The following is a 16615-nucleotide window of genomic DNA, read 5'->3' on the forward strand; positions in this document are numbered from 1 at the left end:
TGAAACCTTTTTTTTTGGTCAAACTATCATCCCATCACTTCATGAGTCTTCTTTCGGTTCAGGTAGTTTAACTAGAGAAATTTGACCATTTTCTTTAGGTGTATGACTACTGAATTGTCCCATAATTTTTGTTACATCTACCCCCGTTGTTTCTTTTAACTGCTCAACAAAAGAAGCAATTTTAGGAATATTATTTCCCTGACTTCCATCAATAACAGTCACATTGTTAATATCTACCTCTGGAACACTATCAGCAATAATTTTTAATAGGGATTCAAGTTTCTGAAAGAGAAAGATTTCTTTAGCACTAGGGCCAGCCGCTTTCCAAGATAAAGCTAATTGTGTTTTACCTTCAGCTTCAGCTTTGCCATCTTCAATAATACTAGCAGCTTCTCCTCTTGCTTTAGCAATTTTTTGTTGACAATCTGCTTCAGCAGGAGCAATAACATCAGCTTCTAATTGTTGCTCTACTTGTTTAATTCTTTCTGTTTGTACTTTAACTTCTGCTTCAACTTTTGATAATTCTGCCATGACTACAGATTCAACTTCAGCTATCATTGCAGTCCGCTTTGTTTGAGTATCTCTAACTCGTTTTTCCGCATCAGCTTTAGCAATTTCTAAATCCCTTTCTATTTGTCTTAAAGCGGTATTTCTTCTATTAGCTGAATCTTGAATAATTGACTGAGAATTTGCTTTTGCTTCAGCAATTCTAGCATCCCGAAATAACTCTGCTTGTTGCTTTCTTCCAATAGAATCAAGATAGTGGACATTATCAGAAATTGTTTGAATTTGCAAACTATCTAAAACCAATCCTAATTTCTCTAAATCATCTTCTGCTTCTTCTAATAAACTTTTCGCAAAGGCAATTTGATCCGCATTAGCTTGTTCTGGGGTAAGATTAGCTAAAACTCCTCTTAAATTTCCTTCTAAAGTTTCTTTTGCTAACTGTTCAATATCTTTGCGTTTTTTCCCTAACAATCTTTCAATGGCATTATAAATTAATGGTTCTTCTCCTGCTACTTTAATATTAGCGACACCTGCTACGGTTAAAGGAACACCTCCTTTAGCATAAGCATGAGAAACCTTAAGATCAATAATCATATTAGTTAAGTCCATTTTAAAGACTTCTTCAACTAAAGGAACTCGTAGACTACTACCACCTTTTACTAAACGATAACCAATTTTCCCTCCCGTTGGTGTTGTCTGACTACTTCCCGCAAAAATTAATACTTCACTGGGTTGACAAATATAGTAATAGTTACGGATGACTAATAAACTAGCACCTGTTCCTAATCCCAAAAATCCTAATAAAAAAGCAATGAGTTCCATTTTACATCTCCTTTGATCACTAATAATATACGAACTTTTCTATTATGACTTTAATTATGACCACCTACTTATGAGTGAGAATATCAATAACATTAATTCCCAAGGTTTTAGCAGCACTTTCAAAAAATTTCTCAAGAATTTCTAAGTAAACTTTAAGTAAAACAGACACAGATTTTCCATCTCCATTATCAATCACTGTTATGTGATTAAGATGAAGTTTAGCCGGAATTTTTGTCGCTTGTTGTAATACTTCTTCTAGTTGTTCAATTAAGAATAATTCTGAAGCTTCTTGTCCCATATCTCGCCAAACTTGAGCAAACATATCATTCACTAAGGCAGCAGCTTTGGCATTTTCTTCATAACTTGCTGCATCTCCTTTGGCTTTTAATTGTGATGCTTTTTGTTGTGCTTCTGCGGGTAAAACTTCATCCGCTTGTAACCGTAATCTCTCTAATTCTGCCCTAACTTTTTGTAGTTGTTGTTCTACTTTAGCTCGTCTTTCTTTCGCCGCAGCAATAGTGATTTCTTCTTCAGATTTTGCCTTTTGTTCGAGTCTAGCTTTGAGTTTTCTCAGTTCATTTTGTTTCTCTAAAATGATAATTTGATCCTGAGTTTGTGCTACTTTAGCCTGTTCGTCACATTGAGCTTCTATCTTCTCAGCTTCGCTCAAAGCATCAGATTCAGCAATTTCTGCATCCCTAATAATTAAAGCAATTTGTTCTCGACTTAAAGAGTTTAAATAACCTACATCATCAGAGATATTTTGAATCTTTAAGGTATCAATTTCTATACCTAATTTCATCAAATCTTTTCTGATATCTGAAGTGATTCTCTCAGCAAATTTTAAGGTATCTTCGTTTACTTGTTCCGGGGTTAAAGTAGCAACTACTGCTCTTAAATTCCCTTCTAATGTTTCTTTCGCTACCCTAATAATTTCTTGGCGATCGCGTCCTAAAAATCGTTCAATTGCATTACCTACAATAGTAGGATTACTTGATACTTTAACATTAGCAATAGCTTGAATATTGATGGGGGTTCCTCCTTTAGAATAAGCTTGTTTAATCTCCACTCTAATGGGAGTAGTTGTAACATCAATTCGTTTAACTGTTTCCACAATAGGAATACGAATTCCTCGTCCCCCTGTTAAGACTCGATAACCAACTTCTTGACCTTTTTTATTTTTCCATTTTCTGCCACACAAAATAACAACTTCGTTGGGTTTACAAATACATAAAAATGATTTAATAAACCAAACTGACAAAATTGATCCAAATATAAATAATGCAAAGGGTAAAACGATTAAACTTAATGAGGAATTATCTGATTTATTAGGGGTTACAGGTTGATAAGGATCACTTGCAGGAACTTGAGTAATTAGGGTTTGTTTTGTTGTAAATGATTGAATGGTCATGATTAATTATCCTAAGTTATTAGTTGTTAAAGTTTCTTAATTCACTTTCTGGAATGACCCAGATTTTGTTACTTTGCACTTCTGTAATTAAGACTTTTTCTCCTACTTCAAATTGATGAGTTAAATGGCTAACCGCTTTAAAGTAACGGGTATTGCCTTCAAAAATTACTCTTACTTTTCCTTTGCTATCTTGATCAAATGGAATCTCTACAACTCCAATTAAACCGACTAAATTATCAAAATCAATGAAACTATTTATCACGGTATTTTGTCTCTGTAATTTGAGAATTATTAGAAAAAGACCCCCTATACCAATACCGATTAAAATGGAAATTAGAGCTAATCTGAGTAGTTCTTGTTGATTCATTATTCCTTCCCTTCATGTTTAATAAACTCCCTGATTATTTACTGAATTGTAAGAATTAAAAGGATAAGCTTAAAACTAAAGTTTATTGATTTTTAATGACAAAAAATTTTGATGATAATAGCAAGAAGAAGTAATAGGGGGCGGGTTTATTTAACTTTTTTGTGAGAATCATTGATTTATGTAAAAAACCGGCCCCTACAAATTTTATGTAATTAATTTTGTCTATCTACTTAATCACTGATTAACTCGAATTATTCTCCTTAAACCTCTCTACGCATGAATCTGATAAACATAGTTAAGAATCAAATTTGCTATAAGTAGTCGGACATAAATAAACAATACTATGTTAAGAAATGTAACTAGGTTGTAACCCCTCTCCCTGCTCCGGCGCTCCCCTGCTCCCCTGCTCACTTCACCGTAACGTTTATTTTTGTTCAGTTACTTACTGCCATGCTAAAGCATTATCAAAAAAAAAACAATAACAACTTAATTTATCTTTACGTTATGTTTGTTTCTATCAGGTTTTCTTATTTTTCATAAACTTCATATTATTCATAAAAATCGGATCAAATTATAGAATAAAATTCTATCTTAGCGACGATAAGCCATCGCAAATCGGTCAATTCCTGCTAAATCAGGACATATATTAATCTCAATAAAATTATTAGAATTTTTTAATAATTTAGAGATAATTTCTCCCTGTCCTGCCATCATTTCAATTAACCAAATCCCACCAGAAATGATATAATCAGGGGATGTATTGATTAAATAACGGATAGAATCTAATCCATCCTCACCTCCATCTAATGCTAAAGAAGGTTCATGTTCTCTCACTTCCGGTTGAAGTTGAGAAAGGGTTTTTGTAGGAATATAAGGAGGGTTAGACACCATCCCGCTAATTTTTCCTCGAAACTCCTGGAGAGGACTCCACCAAAATCCATGATAAAAGTTAATTATGTCAGAAAATCCTAAATCTTGGCTGTTTTCGGCGGCAATAGCTAAAGCATCTCTACTGGTATCTACAGCATGAATAGTAGCGTCAGGGAACATCTGAGCGAGTCCTAAAGAAATCGCACCACTTCCCGTCCCTAAATCAACCCAATGCCCTAATTCTAAACCCTTGATGGGGCTTTTTTGTGTTGCTGCAACTGCCAAATCAATAATTAATTCAGTTTCGGGACGAGGAATAAGAACACTAGGGGATACTTTGAGACGAAAATTACGCCAAGGAGTAACACCGACTAAGTATTGAACCGGAACCCTTTTATTAACACGAAGTTGCCATAATTTGGTTAATTCAGATAAAGAAAATTTAAGGGGAATTTGTGATTGTTGCTTAAACGATTCTAGACGTAAAGAAAGTGTATCTAATGGGGCAACTTCTTGCAATAACCAGTCTACTTCTTGAGCCGAAATATTAAAGGTAATTGCTTCTTGTTTCGCCCAATTTCGCCATTTAACCAACTCTTGACCGGATACAATTGGCGAGTTTAACATTAGTTTAAAGTCAGATTATTTAGGTTTATTTGGGGCATTAGCTCGAATAATTTGAATCATTTCTTGAGAGGGCCACAAGCGAATACTTTTCCAAAATTCATCATCTTGTTGCTCTAAATTAGCTATTAATATATTTAGAGGAATCACTTCAATTTTGAGAGTTGACCCCACTTCAGGGTTATTTTTTTTCAACTCATCAACCATTTTCTGAATCGCCCCTTGTTCAAAAAATACTGGAACAATATCCTGATTATTTTGTTTAATAGTTAAATAGCCTTTTCCTGGGCCACCATTAGCAATATATACAGGAACACCTCCTTGATATGGTTGTCCATTAATACCAGCCACTTTTTTAGCTGCATCAAATTCAACTTGAGTCGGAACATATTGAAGCACAAACCGTTGAGACTGAGTTGAATTTTTTCTAGCAAATTGATATATTTTTCCTAAAGAAATCACTTTAATTTTATATTGACTAGCTAAGTCTGGCTTATCTTTTTGGAACTGAGCTAAAGCTTGTTGAGCATCTCTTTGACTCATAAATATACTAGCAAATATTGTTTTATCTTCCAGTTGAGCTACCAAAGGTGCGCCTTGAGCATCAAGAAAGGTAAAAACAGGAATTCCACTTAACATTTGTACAATATCTGCTTCAGGTAACGCTAAAACGGCAGAAGATTGACTTAACCAAGTGGGTATAAGGGTGCTTGCTATTAAACTTAGGGTAATTCCCCAACGCTTTAAAGTTTTCATCTTAATTCTCGTTTCTTTGATATTGGTATTAAAACATAAGTATAGGGGCGATTTTTTGACAAATTTCTGGGGGCTAAATATAGGTTTAAATTTCAGGACTTAAGGTTCTACCGGAGTTGTTATGCTAAATTATCACAAATAATAGACTTTAACTCGTTCATAGTTAAGCTATATAAACAAAGATTGCCTATGCAACTTATAATTTAGTACGCGCTTGTCGGACTTTGTTTCTAGAGGATAAGACTTTAGCCTTTTATTAATTATTAGTTTAGCATAATAAGTCCGGTAGAACCCCACCTACTTATTTAGGGGGAGTAGTTGGAGTAGATTGGGGAGTTTGATTAGATTGAGATTGAATTTCTTTTTGGATAAATTGTATGCTTTCGTTAGAAGGAACCAGTCTGATATCTTTGTATTTTACATCCGTTTCTTGTTGTAAAAGACCAATAATTTTTTCTAAGGAAACTACTTCTATTTTCATGGTTGAAGCCAAATCAGGTTGATCTTTTTTCATCTTATCAACAATCATTTGAACCTGTTCTTTTTCAAAGAAAAAGGGGACAATCTCTTGATTATTTTGTTGAATACTCAACATTGCTTGTTGTGGGCCACCTCTGGCGATGAATAAAGGAACACCCCCTTGATATTCTTGTCCACTGGCAGTTAGTAACTTCTTCGCTAATTCTACTTGACTTTGTATAGGCATCAAGGAGAAACTCAGCTTATCGGGTTTATCTGCATTTGCGGCAGCAAACTTGTAAACTTCACTAAGTGGCACTGGTTGCACTTTGACTTTTTTAGCTAAATCTGGCTTATTTTTCTGTAATTCCGCTAAAAACTTTTGAGCATCTTGTTGACTAATAAATACCTGTGTTACCTTTTGATTATCTCCTACCACCGCAATCAATGGGCCTCCTTGTTCATCCGTAATAGTAAATACGGGAACATCTTGAAGAACTTTAATAATATCTGCTTCAGGTAAAGCGAATACTTGGGATGGTTGAGCCAAAAAAGACCCTAAAATGGTGCTTCCTATTAATCCCAGGGTGGCACTCCAGCGAATAAATGATTTCATATAGGCTATCCTCAAACGTTACAGGCAGGTTTATTTTAGAGTTAATCAGCTTATCAGACAATTGAAAGGGATTAATTAATTATTTATCCGATTCAAATTGTCCCTATCCTAATACATTCTAGCCAAAAACTCATCATTAACATTTTCAGTTAGGCTAGAGTTTAGTGAAAAAGCAACTAATTAAGCCATTATTTGCCTATAAGACGAGATGCTTGACTATTTAAGTTCCTGATTACATTATTTTTTAATGTACGGTAGTATTATAATGTAATTATCTTGTTCCCTATTGCTTATTATCAGTTAATTTGATGAAACGATTATTTCTGAAGGCTCAAATTATTTTATGTCTAGCTATATTATTGACTTTTTTAATTATTATTTCTCCTGTGAATGCCACTTTATTAGTAGGGAATACGAGAGGGGATAATATTGTAATGTTTGATGAAAAAACGGGGGAATTTTTAGGAGAATTTATTACTCCAAAACTAGGGGGTTTAAAAGCTCCTGATCATTTAGCTTTTGGTTCTGATGGTGATTTTTATGTTAGTAGTGGTGATAGAGTAGAAAATTCTGCTATTATTCGTTACGATGGTTTGACAGGAAAATTTAAAGAAAAATTTGCTTTTGGTGGTGGCTTAATTCGTCCTTTTGGCTTTACATTTGGCCCTGATGGCTATTTATATGTAAGTAGTTTTTTAACAGATCAAATATTGCTTTATGAAGGAAAAAATGGTAAATTTATTGATGTTTTTGCTCAAGGAAATGGTTTACCTGGGGGATTAAATGGCCCCAATGATTTATTATTTGGCAAAGACGGAAGTCTCTATGTAACTACTGAAGGGAGTATTAAGGGAAAATTTTCTGGTCTTCCTAGTCAAGTTTTGCGGTTTACTCCTGGAGAAAAAAAGCCTACTGTATTTATTGATCAACCTCATTCTTCAAAATTAGAGTATGTGAGCTTTTTAGGTTTAAAATTTGGAGCTAATGGAGATCTATTTGTGAGTGATTTTGCCAATAAAATTAGACAATATAATTCTCAAACAGGGCAACTAATTAAACTTATTAAGACCCATGATACAGACATCAATTCTAGCCATCATGCTATCGGCAGTTTAACGTTTGATGATGACAATAAATTATATACAGTAGGATTTGAGTTAAACAATAATAATCAAGGTAAAATACTAAGATTTGAGGGGATAGATAATCAATCTTTGCCTTTTATAAATCAGACTAATTTTATCTTAGTACCTCCCACTGATAAACTAATTCGTCCTATCGGAATTCTTTATACTTCCAAACCATTAAAATCCGTTTCTCAAGACAAATTAAATTATGAATCAAAGTCTAAATAATTGGGAAAAAATTGTCCAAACTTTTCAACATATTTGGGGTTATGAAGATTTTAGATATCCTCAAAAAGAGATTATTCAATGTTTATTAGAGAGTCAAGATGCCCTCATTGTGATGCCAACAGGTGGGGGAAAATCCCTCTGTTTTCAACTTCCAGCCTTATTAAATGAGGGATTAATATTAGTTATCTCTCCCTTAGTTGCTTTGATGGAAAATCAAGTATATGACTTAAAAAACAGACAATTACCAGCAGAATTATTACATAATGAAATCCCTAGAGATCAAAAAAAAATAACCTTACAAAAGATTAAAAATAATCAACTTAGGTTACTTTATTTATCCCCAGAAACTCTGCTTATTAATTCTGTTTGGCAAGTATTAGTAAGTCCTGATGTTAAGATCAATGGATTAATTTTAGATGAGGCTCATTGTTTAGTACAATGGGGAGAAACTTTTCGCCCTGCTTATCGACGTTTAGGGGCAGTCAGAACGGCTTTAATTGAACAAAAAGCCCCCCATACTAAAATAGCGATCGCGGCGTTTACAGCAACGGCTAATCCTCAATCTCAGGGTATTATTGAAAGGGTTTTACAATTAGAAAATCCGCAAATATTTTGTTTAAGTCCTTATCGATCTAATCTAAATTTAAACGTCAAAATTGCTTGGACTCCTCGTTGTCGTCGTGACCTAATTCTTCAATTTATTAAACCTAGAAAAAGACAATCTGGTTTAATTTATGTTCGTTCCCGTCGAGACAGCGAAATCTTAACTCAATGGTTACAATCTGTCAACTATAAAGTAGGGGCTTATCATGCTGGATTAAGTCCTCAAAAGAGACGAGAAATAGAGAATAAATGGTTAGAAGAAAGTTTACAATTTGTAGTTTGTACTTCTGCTTTTGGGTTAGGAATTAATAAAGCTAATGTACGTTGGATCATTCATTTTCAATCCCCTTATTTACTGTCAGAATATTTGCAAGAAATAGGACGAGGGGGACGAGATGGAAACCCGGCCCATGCTTTAACATTAATGAGTGAACCGACAGGATGGCTTGATCCCAGTGATCAACAAAGAGACAAGTATTTAAAACAACAATTACAGAAACAATATCAACAAGTTAAACAGTTAATTAAACAGATACCAAAACAAGGAGAAATAAACGCGATTACTCAACAATTTACTCAAGGAAAGATCATCTTATCTTTGCTTCATAGTGCCGGACAATTAGAATGGATAGATCCCTTTAATTATCGCCTAAAAACTAATATTTCTACAATTAATTTATCTCAATTACAATCTTCTCAAAATGAACCATTAAAACAAATGAGACAATATCTTTATACAAAAAAATGTCGTTGGCAATTTCTCTTAGAAGCGTTTGGATTTAAAGAAGAAGCCAAAGAGTTTAAGTGTGGACATTGTGATAATTGTCATCGCCAATCATAACAAAAATATGGCATTATATTTATTGACAAAAATTATTTTACATGGTTTTACCGAACTTAGGATGTAAAACGATTACAAATTACAGGCTTAAACCCCCTCAGGGTTAAGCTATAGGAACTAAGCCTGGCTACCCAGGCTTAAAATTAGGCTGTGTAGACAGCCTTTGTGCTTATAGAATAAGGCTTTAGCCTGTATTGATTTATTAATTTTACATAACAAGTTCGGTAGAACCTTTTACATTAATGATGATTAGGATAATAAGCTGAACAATATGCCCCAAAAAATTAGGTTTTTATTTTGTTTAAGTTTTTCCGATGTCTTAAAATATTCTTGTTTAAAATAACTTAATAATAACTGAGAATCTCCTCCCGTTAAAATAATTTGACTGCTAGGATATTTTTTCAACCAATCATCAATAAAAGTTTTAATTCCTCCTAATATAGTATACAAAATTCCACTGGTAATAGCATCAGGAGTATTAATTGACCAACGAAGGGGTAAACTATCAGGTAAATTAACATTAGGTAACGCTGCAGCTTTTGTTGCTAATGATTGAAATTGTAATTTTAGTCCTGGCAAAATTGCCCCTCCAATTAAACTGCGATCGCTATCAACTCCTGTTAATGTTAATGCAGTTCCTGCATCTATAACCAAACAAGGGAAACCATATATTTCTCCTGCACCTAATATTGCTAAAGCGCGATCAATTCCCATTGTAGGATAGATATTTTTTAGAGGAATTTGCTCTAAAGTAATAATTTTAGTATTAGGATAATTTTGCCATAATTTAGTTTGAGAAGGAACCACAGAGGCAATATATAAAGGTAAATTATTAGGAATTGTAGTAAGCAAAAAGTCTGAGGGTAATCTTGAAGTTATTAAAGGATTAGATAAATGGTTCGTATCCCAAGTTGTTTGTAATTTATCTTCTTGAAAATATGCCCAATGTAAGCGAGAATTACCAATCATTAATGCTAACCAATCAGGTGATTTTGAGGTAGGTGAATTATTCACAATTTAACTATAAAAAAATATTTGTGTGAGTTACGATGAATATTAAATTAATTAGTTGGTTTTCTACGTTATCTTCACCTAATCAAACCTACTGGAATGTTTCAAGTAATTTGGTGCATTAGGATTCGGGTTTGTTGGGTTTCGTCCCTCAACTCAACCTACTACAATAATAATTTAGGGAGTTTCTATTAACACAGTTACCGCAGCATTAGCAATAATCATGTCATCATTCTTATCATTTAATTCAGGAATAGCGCGTCCTTTAACTATCATCCCACCTTCTCTTATAGTAATACTTTTTTGACCAAAAGGTAACACCGCTAAAACCTCATCTTGACGGACACTTTCCGGGTAAGGAACGGCTACTTGTACCTCTACAATCATCTCATTAGGATGACTCAAACCTGCCACTTCCCAGACTCCAGGTAACGCATTATGAGCGATCGCATTGCGAACGGCCCGGGCTGCTGCTACAGTAGGATCTTGACCATGTTGATCAATACCCATTCCCATCTCAATAATAAATCGTTTACGTGGCATAGTTTTTAATAATTACAATCTATTATACTTATTCTAATCATATTCATCTAAATCAATTTCAATTAAATTACCTTGATTAGCATTTTCTAAAGCTTTTATTAATTGTTTTTTATTAGCTTCTGATTTAAGAAGGTAAGTTGTTTCATCTTCTTCATTTTGAGATTCAACTAAAATAATTATCTCTACTATTGTTCCTTCAATAAGTTCGGTAATAGGTACTTCAATTTTTCCATTTTTACCAACAATTGCTTTTTGTTTTAAACCTTTGAGCATAATTTTAATGTTAACATAAATTAATTAATGAGAGGTTTCATATTTAGTAATTAAATCCCTTACTAGAGGGACTAATTCTTTGGGAATTTCCATTAGTGTTCTTGTCAAATTTTTGCCAATATGTTCATCTTCTTCTACTGTTTCATCTTCAGTCTGAGTGTCATAATATTCAATAACACGATGCACTTTTACTTCATCCCATCCTGACGGAAATTGATTTTTATTCATTGTTTTACCTACTACCCTGTCTTTTTCGATATGCGGTCAAAGGTTTTCCTGTTAATTCGTATGCAGTAATTACAAAAATACCATTTGTTTGATTATCGGGTACATAAATAACTTTTAAATATCGACCTGCTTGCGTTTGACCAATAGCTACTCTAGATCCTTCCCTTCCTTGACGATCCTCTCCTGGACATCTTAAGATATCCTCAACTTCCCGTTCATTAATATTGTGTTTATAAATATGGGGTAAGTCGGTTTCAGAATCGATATAGAAACGAATCTCCATAGATTGGCTACCTATTTAATATTATAGCTATAAAATTATTAAAGGTGGGCATTGCCCACCCTACTAATTAGACTTTAGCTTGTTCTTTGACTAATTTCTCCCAACCTAATTCTTTTAGGTTATTATTACGACGTAAAGGACGAGTTGCTAACTCTAATATATCCCGCGCATTGGTAAACCCGTGAATTTGTGCAAAGGTAAATTCTACTGACCATTTAGTATTAATTCCTCTTGCTTCTAAGGGGTTTGCATGGGCCATTCCTGTAATAACTAAGTCAGGTTTTAATTGATAAATGCGTTGAATTTGATTATAATTGTCGGGTTTTTCCACAATTTTTGGTAGAGGAACTCCCATTTCTTGACAAGTTTTTTCTAAGAATGCTAATTCTGCTTGTTGATAACGTTTGTCCATGTAAGGAATGCCAATTTCAGGACAAGTCATTCCACAACGAATTAAGAAACGGGCCAAAGAAACCTCTAATAAATTATCTCCCATAAAAAAGACAGATTTACCGCGAATTAATTGGAGATACTCTTCCAAACTTTCCCAAATTTGTGCTTCTCTTTCTTCTAAACCTTGAGGTTCAATATTAAAAACAGAGCAAATTTTTTCTATCCATGCGCGGGTTCCGTCGGGGCCAATAGGGAAGGGTGAACCGATTAATTTACACTTACGACGACGCATTAATGTAGTGGCCGTTCGTGATAAGAATGGGTTGACTCCACTGACATAATATCCCTCATCAATAACGGGTAATTCTGTATAACGTTTTGAGGGCAACCAACCAGCTATTTTTATTCCTTGTTTCTTCAATTCTAGGGTTAAATTAGTAACAACTGGGTCTGGTAAAGAACCAAACATAACTAAGGGAGGATGATCTGCATATTCGGATTCTTCTTGTTTAATATCTTCTTTCTTCCGTCCAAAGTTTAATAGTTTATGAATGGCGTTTCTTTCTTCTTTTTCTCCTTCTGCTTTGGCAGTTTGAGGACATTTATGGGCCATTGCTGCTAAGACGGTATCTTCTCCTTGAGTAAAGGCATAATCTAAACCGTTAGCTCTTGCTGTTACAATAGGAATACCGATTTCTGCCTCTAATTTGGGGGCTAATCCTTCTAAGTCCATTTTAATGATTTCGGTGGTACAAGTACCGATCCAAACGATTACGCTAGGGTTGCGATCGCGTTTAATTTGGACACACAATCTTTTGAGTTCTTCGTAATCATTTAATTGAGCAGAAATGTCTCCTTCTTCTAATTCTGCCATCGCATAACGGGGTTCAGCAAAAATCATGACTCCCATAGCATTTTGTAGGAAGTAACCACAGGTTTTTGTGCCAATAACTAAGAAGAAACTATCTTCTATTTTTTGGTATAACCAAGCAACGCAACTAATGGGACAAAAGGTGTGATAATTACCTGTTTCGCATTCAAATTGTAAAGCGGTGGGTTCTTGTAAAGCGGTCATAATTTAGAGTTCTCCTTTGCTAAGTTGTTGAGTTGGCGAATTATTTCAATTTCATCAATTTCTGATGAGTTTAATTGTGGCAATTTTGCTCTTTCTTCCTCTCTTTTTGTGAGTTCCTTATCAGGATCAAAATGTAATCCCAGAACGTCTATAAGCTTGTCTCCATCAGAATTAAGTTGACAAAAAGGTGGCATCCAAATCGATAATTTCGGTTCTAGAGCCGTAATTGCGCCTAAAATGATATCAGCACAAGGACGTTTACCATCATCAGTTGTTTTACGCCACCAACTTCTAGAGTCCATTAAGGGTTTAATCCAAGAACGGTTAATTTGATAGTAATCTAACCATTTATTAGGTAGAGTTGCCTTGATTTCTTCAAAAGTAATCATTATTAAGTCTCCTTATTAGCAAAAGTAACTATATTTAGTATTCCCTCACCAATCAGGATTTATATCACCTCACCGAAAAAATTAAATTACACTTGACAAAATTGCCATAACCTCCCCTTTAAACTTCCCGTCTTTCTTTGCGTCTTTGCACGAGATACAATTCGTAGGTTGGGTTGAGGAACGAAACCCAACAAAACCCAACTAAAATAACCGTAAAATGTTGGGTTACGCTATCGCTAACCCAACCTACAATTAAATAATTAAACCATCATTAGATCTAATTCTTTTTCCTCTGATTTAACAGGCTCTTTAGGATTAAGATAGAAATCAGACAATAAAGTGAATAATTCCCGATCTTGAGCATCATTAGGAATCACGCCTTCAGGTAATGCTAATAACTGATCTGCAATGTTTAAATAATAATTGCAAACATACTCAAGAGAAGGGTCAGTTTCTGTCATCTCAAACAACGTTTTACCCTTAACACGAGATACCCGAATATCCTCAATTAACGGTAAAATTTCTAACACAGGCATGGGAACCGCTTCTATATATTTATCAATTAAATCACGCTTAGAAGTACGATTACCAATTAACCCCGCTAAACGTAAAGTATGAGTCCGTGCTTTTTCTCTTACTGAAGCAGCAATACGGTTAGCCGCAAACAACGCATCAAAACCATTATCTGTCACAATTAAACAATAATCTGCATAGTTTAAAGGGGCAGCAAAACCACCACAAACTACGTCACCTAAAACATCAAAAAGAATGACATCATACTCATCAAACGCATTCAATTCTTTGAGTAATTTAACGGTTTCTCCTACTACATAACCGCCACAACCTGCACCTGCGGGGGGACCACCAGCTTCTACACAATCTACACCCGCATAGCCTTTATAAATCACATCTTCGGGCCAGATATCTTCATAATGAAAATCTCTTTCTTGTAGCGTATCAATGATAGTAGGAATCAGAAAACCTGTCAGAGTAAATGTGCTGTCATGTTTGGGATCACAGCCAATTTGTAACACTTTTTTACCCCGTTTGGCTAATGCTGTGGAAATATTACAGCTAGTAGTAGATTTGCCAATTCCGCCTTTTCCGTAAACTGCAATTGTTAAAGTCAAGGGTCAAGTCTCCTGTGTGATCAAAATAAATTTTGTTTTGTCAATCTCATTGATCGAATTATGAGGCAAGTTGCCCAGAATGAAAAGGAACCTTAAAGATGATTTAAGAAGTATTTAGGCTAAATCAAGTTTAAAAAGTTTTAATTAACATATAAATCCTTTATTAGCTCATAATATTGCTTTAAAGCCTCAATTATAAATTTTTGTGTTCTGTATTAATATAATCAGGAACAAAAACAAAAAATGAGCAGAAACTCTCAAGCATACAAACTCAATACAATGGCTAAAACTCATGATTGAGGCTTATGACAGTCAATAAAAATGGATAATTTAGGCAATCACAAACCGTAAAAATTATTAAGGAAGGCTACAAAAACCCTGAATTCATGGGGGTTTAGGGACTAGGCGATCACGCAGAAAAGATTATTATTAAGAATAATTAAATTTTGAAGGGGTCAAGGACCTTTGATTGGTTTCAACCTAACGGAAACTCAATATGCAATTCCCACCATCCCACCCACACCATGCCAAGGGTGGGGTTAACTGTACAAAGCCGTAGCATAGCAGGCTAATATTAGTGAAAGTCCGCGTAGGCGGACTTTGTTTGTATAGCCACAGGCTTTAGTCTGTCGGTGTTTGGGTATATAATTACCCTTGACCTGATAGCCTTATCCAGTCTAATTTATGAGTAAATCAAAGCCGCCTAAAATTGCTCCTCTAACATCTGCCTTAATTATCTCCATCGCCATAACCATCATGGTATATGTCCTCAGAGGATTAGGAATCTTAGGATTTATTCCTGGTAGTATTTTGTTATTATTGATTGCAGTATCAATTATCTTAAGTATTGTTTACAGTATTCGACCTCCTAGACGTTTGTAGAAAGAAAGTAACTCAAATACTGATAATATAAAAGTCTTTGAGATTAAGTTTTAATATTGATAAGACTTAAGTACATAATGGAAACCATTGTGTTATTGTGCCATTCACTTTTATTGATAACCAGAAATTATGACTGGAAAAGTTTTTAATGGTAATCCGGCCACCTTGCTTGTTCTCATTCTGCCCTTTGCGGGGGCAGTTATTCTGCTGTATGAAGCCTGGCCATTTTTACTAGGACTTGTTGCGTTAATTGTCATCTGGAAATTATTTGACAATTATCTATGGCAACAGTGGTGTTTTCAAGTTGACCCCATGTTTAATCAGTTACTTCAGGCTAACCAGGGATGTCTCACCCCGATGGATTTATCTTTAAAAGCAAATCTAGGCGCGAGACGTGCCAAAAGATTTCTGGATAAGAAAGCCGAAGAATATGGCGCGTATCGGAAAGATTTGCCCGAAGGGGGGCAAGTTTATTATTTTATTACTGCGAGTACCCTGGGCAGCATTTTAGATGATAGTGAACCCGTTGCAAACGAGACAGATTTTACAGACGAAATAGACGACGATAGGGACACCGTAGAGGCTACTATTCCCCCTGAAGTCATCGTTACAACCCCCGAACCGGAGAAACCCCCTCAATCTCTATTATCTAGTCCTTTTGCTCAACTGGCAGAAATCAAAGAAGAACGACAAAAATCAAGTCAAACTTCCTCAGAAACTGTTTCCTCTGAGACAGTTTCTCCAGATGAAATAAAAGAAGTACAAACAGAAATTGAGACAGTTTCTCAACCAGAGGTTTTAGATACATCTATTGAGTCGGTTTCTTCTGATGAATTCTTAACTGCAACGGATAGGGTTTTAGACAGTTCTTTAACTGAGGAAGAAAGCCCAGAAGAAGAAGAATACTTAGAAACTGAAACTAGCACCGATAAACCTCGTAAATTATCCCTAATTCAAGTGGATTTAGCTAAACGATTAGACACCACACCTAGCACTATTGGACGGCGTAAAACCGAACCTGATTTTGCTCAGTGGAGTCAAAGCAAAGATCCTGATGGAATTGCTTGGAAATATTTACGAAAATCACGGGTATTTGTGCCAGTTGATCCTGATATCAGCTAAATCATTTGTAGGGGTCAAGGGCCGTTGACCCCTACGCATTTAAAAGTAGGGCGCA

Annotated in this window: 18 protein-coding genes; 4 read left to right on the forward strand and 14 right to left on the reverse strand. The window is 34.8% G+C overall.

What is annotated here, in order from left to right; translation table 11 throughout:
- Nucleotides 1–39: 39 nt before the first annotated feature.
- The 6 genes from AsFPU1_RS08340 to AsFPU1_RS08365 all read right to left on the reverse strand — a co-directional run bounded on the left by AsFPU1_RS08340 (nucleotide 40) and on the right by AsFPU1_RS08365 (nucleotide 6432).
- A complete protein-coding gene (locus tag AsFPU1_RS08340; RefSeq protein WP_124977222.1) occupies nucleotides 40–1329 on the reverse strand; it encodes a flotillin family protein in 1290 nt (429 codons plus the stop codon).
- 64 nt (nucleotides 1330–1393) lie between these two features.
- Nucleotides 1394–2740 (reverse strand): flotillin family protein, encoded by a 1347-nt coding sequence (locus tag AsFPU1_RS08345; protein WP_124977224.1) that lies wholly within the window; start codon nucleotides 2738–2740, stop codon nucleotides 1394–1396.
- Between the two features lie 19 nt (nucleotides 2741–2759).
- Nucleotides 2760–3107: an NfeD family protein gene (locus tag AsFPU1_RS08350; protein ID WP_125061080.1), complete on the reverse strand. Its 348-nt coding sequence runs from the start codon at nucleotides 3105–3107 to the stop codon at nucleotides 2760–2762.
- A 591-nt stretch (nucleotides 3108–3698) separates the two neighbouring features.
- Nucleotides 3699–4604, reverse strand: a complete 906-nt coding sequence (gene prmC / locus AsFPU1_RS08355) for a peptide chain release factor N(5)-glutamine methyltransferase (protein WP_124977227.1) — start codon at nucleotides 4602–4604, stop codon at nucleotides 3699–3701.
- 15 nt (nucleotides 4605–4619) lie between these two features.
- Nucleotides 4620–5357 (reverse strand): Tic22 family protein, encoded by a 738-nt coding sequence (locus AsFPU1_RS08360; protein ID WP_125061081.1) that lies wholly within the window; start codon nucleotides 5355–5357, stop codon nucleotides 4620–4622.
- A 301-nt stretch (nucleotides 5358–5658) separates the two neighbouring features.
- A complete protein-coding gene (locus tag AsFPU1_RS08365; protein ID WP_124971652.1) occupies nucleotides 5659–6432 on the reverse strand; it encodes a Tic22 family protein in 774 nt (257 codons plus the stop codon).
- Between the two features lie 308 nt (nucleotides 6433–6740).
- Between AsFPU1_RS08365 and AsFPU1_RS08370 the strand changes: the two genes are divergently transcribed.
- Both AsFPU1_RS08370 and AsFPU1_RS08375 read left to right on the forward strand, forming a co-directional pair.
- On the forward strand, nucleotides 6741–7787 hold the full coding sequence (locus tag AsFPU1_RS08370; RefSeq protein ID WP_124971655.1) for a Vgb family protein: 1047 nt from the start codon (nucleotides 6741–6743) through the stop codon (nucleotides 7785–7787).
- Nucleotides 7768–9231: a RecQ family ATP-dependent DNA helicase gene (locus AsFPU1_RS08375; protein WP_124971658.1), complete on the forward strand. Its 1464-nt coding sequence runs from the start codon at nucleotides 7768–7770 to the stop codon at nucleotides 9229–9231. Before AsFPU1_RS08370 ends, AsFPU1_RS08375 begins: the two co-directional genes overlap by 20 nt.
- Nucleotides 9232–9480: 249 nt before the next feature.
- On the opposite strand, the gene AsFPU1_RS08380 is transcribed toward AsFPU1_RS08375, so the two are convergent.
- The 8 genes from AsFPU1_RS08380 to bchL all read right to left on the reverse strand — a co-directional run bounded on the left by AsFPU1_RS08380 (nucleotide 9481) and on the right by bchL (nucleotide 14556).
- Complete coding sequence (locus AsFPU1_RS08380; RefSeq protein WP_124971661.1) at nucleotides 9481–10245, reverse strand: pantothenate kinase; 765 nt, start codon at nucleotides 10243–10245, stop codon at nucleotides 9481–9483.
- A 174-nt stretch (nucleotides 10246–10419) separates the two neighbouring features.
- Nucleotides 10420–10785, reverse strand: coding sequence for a Lin0512 family protein (locus AsFPU1_RS08385; protein ID WP_124971664.1), 366 nt, complete (start codon nucleotides 10783–10785; stop codon nucleotides 10420–10422).
- A 33-nt stretch (nucleotides 10786–10818) separates the two neighbouring features.
- Nucleotides 10819–11058 (reverse strand): type II toxin-antitoxin system Phd/YefM family antitoxin, encoded by a 240-nt coding sequence (locus AsFPU1_RS08390; RefSeq protein ID WP_124971667.1) that lies wholly within the window; start codon nucleotides 11056–11058, stop codon nucleotides 10819–10821.
- A gap of 24 nt (nucleotides 11059–11082) precedes the next feature.
- Nucleotides 11083–11286, reverse strand: coding sequence for a hypothetical protein (locus AsFPU1_RS08395; RefSeq protein ID WP_124971670.1), 204 nt, complete (start codon nucleotides 11284–11286; stop codon nucleotides 11083–11085).
- 4 nt (nucleotides 11287–11290) lie between these two features.
- On the reverse strand, nucleotides 11291–11569 hold the full coding sequence (locus AsFPU1_RS08400) for a DUF4258 domain-containing protein (protein WP_124971673.1): 279 nt from the start codon (nucleotides 11567–11569) through the stop codon (nucleotides 11291–11293).
- 67 nt (nucleotides 11570–11636) lie between these two features.
- A complete protein-coding gene (locus AsFPU1_RS08405) occupies nucleotides 11637–13037 on the reverse strand; it encodes a ferredoxin:protochlorophyllide reductase (ATP-dependent) subunit N (RefSeq protein WP_124971676.1) in 1401 nt (466 codons plus the stop codon).
- Nucleotides 13034–13426 (reverse strand): DUF5331 domain-containing protein, encoded by a 393-nt coding sequence (locus tag AsFPU1_RS08410; RefSeq protein WP_124971679.1) that lies wholly within the window; start codon nucleotides 13424–13426, stop codon nucleotides 13034–13036. The genes AsFPU1_RS08405 and AsFPU1_RS08410 overlap by 4 nt, the downstream gene beginning before the upstream one ends.
- Nucleotides 13427–13686: 260 nt before the next feature.
- On the reverse strand, nucleotides 13687–14556 hold the full coding sequence (gene bchL / locus AsFPU1_RS08415) for a ferredoxin:protochlorophyllide reductase (ATP-dependent) iron-sulfur ATP-binding protein (protein WP_124971682.1): 870 nt from the start codon (nucleotides 14554–14556) through the stop codon (nucleotides 13687–13689).
- 684 nt (nucleotides 14557–15240) lie between these two features.
- Between bchL and AsFPU1_RS08420 the strand changes: the two genes are divergently transcribed.
- Both AsFPU1_RS08420 and AsFPU1_RS08425 read left to right on the forward strand, forming a co-directional pair.
- On the forward strand, nucleotides 15241–15438 hold the full coding sequence (locus tag AsFPU1_RS08420) for a hypothetical protein (RefSeq protein ID WP_124971684.1): 198 nt from the start codon (nucleotides 15241–15243) through the stop codon (nucleotides 15436–15438).
- Between the two features lie 129 nt (nucleotides 15439–15567).
- Complete coding sequence (locus tag AsFPU1_RS08425) at nucleotides 15568–16560, forward strand: hypothetical protein (protein ID WP_124971686.1); 993 nt, start codon at nucleotides 15568–15570, stop codon at nucleotides 16558–16560.
- Nucleotides 16561–16615 lie beyond the last annotated feature (55 nt).

Source organism: Aphanothece sacrum FPU1, assembly GCF_003864295.1.
GTDB classification, from domain to species: Bacteria; Cyanobacteriota; Cyanobacteriia; order Cyanobacteriales; family Microcystaceae; genus Aphanothece_B; species Aphanothece_B sacrum.

Bases quoted from the DNA above. Each gene is read 5' to 3' on its own strand.
- AsFPU1_RS08410 (WP_124971679.1), bottom strand. From the start codon at position 13,426: ATGATTACTTTTGAAGAAATCAAGGCAACTCTACCTAATAAATGGTTA.
- AsFPU1_RS08385 (WP_124971664.1), bottom strand. From the start codon at position 10,785: ATGCCACGTAAACGATTTATTATTGAGATGGGAATGGGTATTGATCAA.
- AsFPU1_RS08340 (WP_124977222.1), bottom strand. From the start codon at position 1,329: ATGGAACTCATTGCTTTTTTATTAGGATTTTTGGGATTAGGAACAGGT.
- AsFPU1_RS08350 (WP_125061080.1), bottom strand. From the start codon at position 3,107: ATGAATCAACAAGAACTACTCAGATTAGCTCTAATTTCCATTTTAATC.
- AsFPU1_RS08400 (WP_124971673.1), bottom strand. From the start codon at position 11,569: ATGGAGATTCGTTTCTATATCGATTCTGAAACCGACTTACCCCATATT.
- AsFPU1_RS08395 (WP_124971670.1), bottom strand. From the start codon at position 11,286: ATGAATAAAAATCAATTTCCGTCAGGATGGGATGAAGTAAAAGTGCAT.
- AsFPU1_RS08420 (WP_124971684.1), top strand. From the start codon at position 15,241: ATGAGTAAATCAAAGCCGCCTAAAATTGCTCCTCTAACATCTGCCTTA.
- AsFPU1_RS08365 (WP_124971652.1), bottom strand. From the start codon at position 6,432: ATGAAATCATTTATTCGCTGGAGTGCCACCCTGGGATTAATAGGAAGC.
- prmC (WP_124977227.1), bottom strand. From the start codon at position 4,604: ATGTTAAACTCGCCAATTGTATCCGGTCAAGAGTTGGTTAAATGGCGA.
- AsFPU1_RS08370 (WP_124971655.1), top strand. From the start codon at position 6,741: ATGAAACGATTATTTCTGAAGGCTCAAATTATTTTATGTCTAGCTATA.
- AsFPU1_RS08375 (WP_124971658.1), top strand. From the start codon at position 7,768: ATGAATCAAAGTCTAAATAATTGGGAAAAAATTGTCCAAACTTTTCAA.
- AsFPU1_RS08345 (WP_124977224.1), bottom strand. From the start codon at position 2,740: ATGACCATTCAATCATTTACAACAAAACAAACCCTAATTACTCAAGTT.
- AsFPU1_RS08360 (WP_125061081.1), bottom strand. From the start codon at position 5,357: ATGAAAACTTTAAAGCGTTGGGGAATTACCCTAAGTTTAATAGCAAGC.
- AsFPU1_RS08425 (WP_124971686.1), top strand. From the start codon at position 15,568: ATGACTGGAAAAGTTTTTAATGGTAATCCGGCCACCTTGCTTGTTCTC.
- AsFPU1_RS08390 (WP_124971667.1), bottom strand. From the start codon at position 11,058: ATGCTCAAAGGTTTAAAACAAAAAGCAATTGTTGGTAAAAATGGAAAA.
- AsFPU1_RS08405 (WP_124971676.1), bottom strand. From the start codon at position 13,037: ATGACCGCTTTACAAGAACCCACCGCTTTACAATTTGAATGCGAAACA.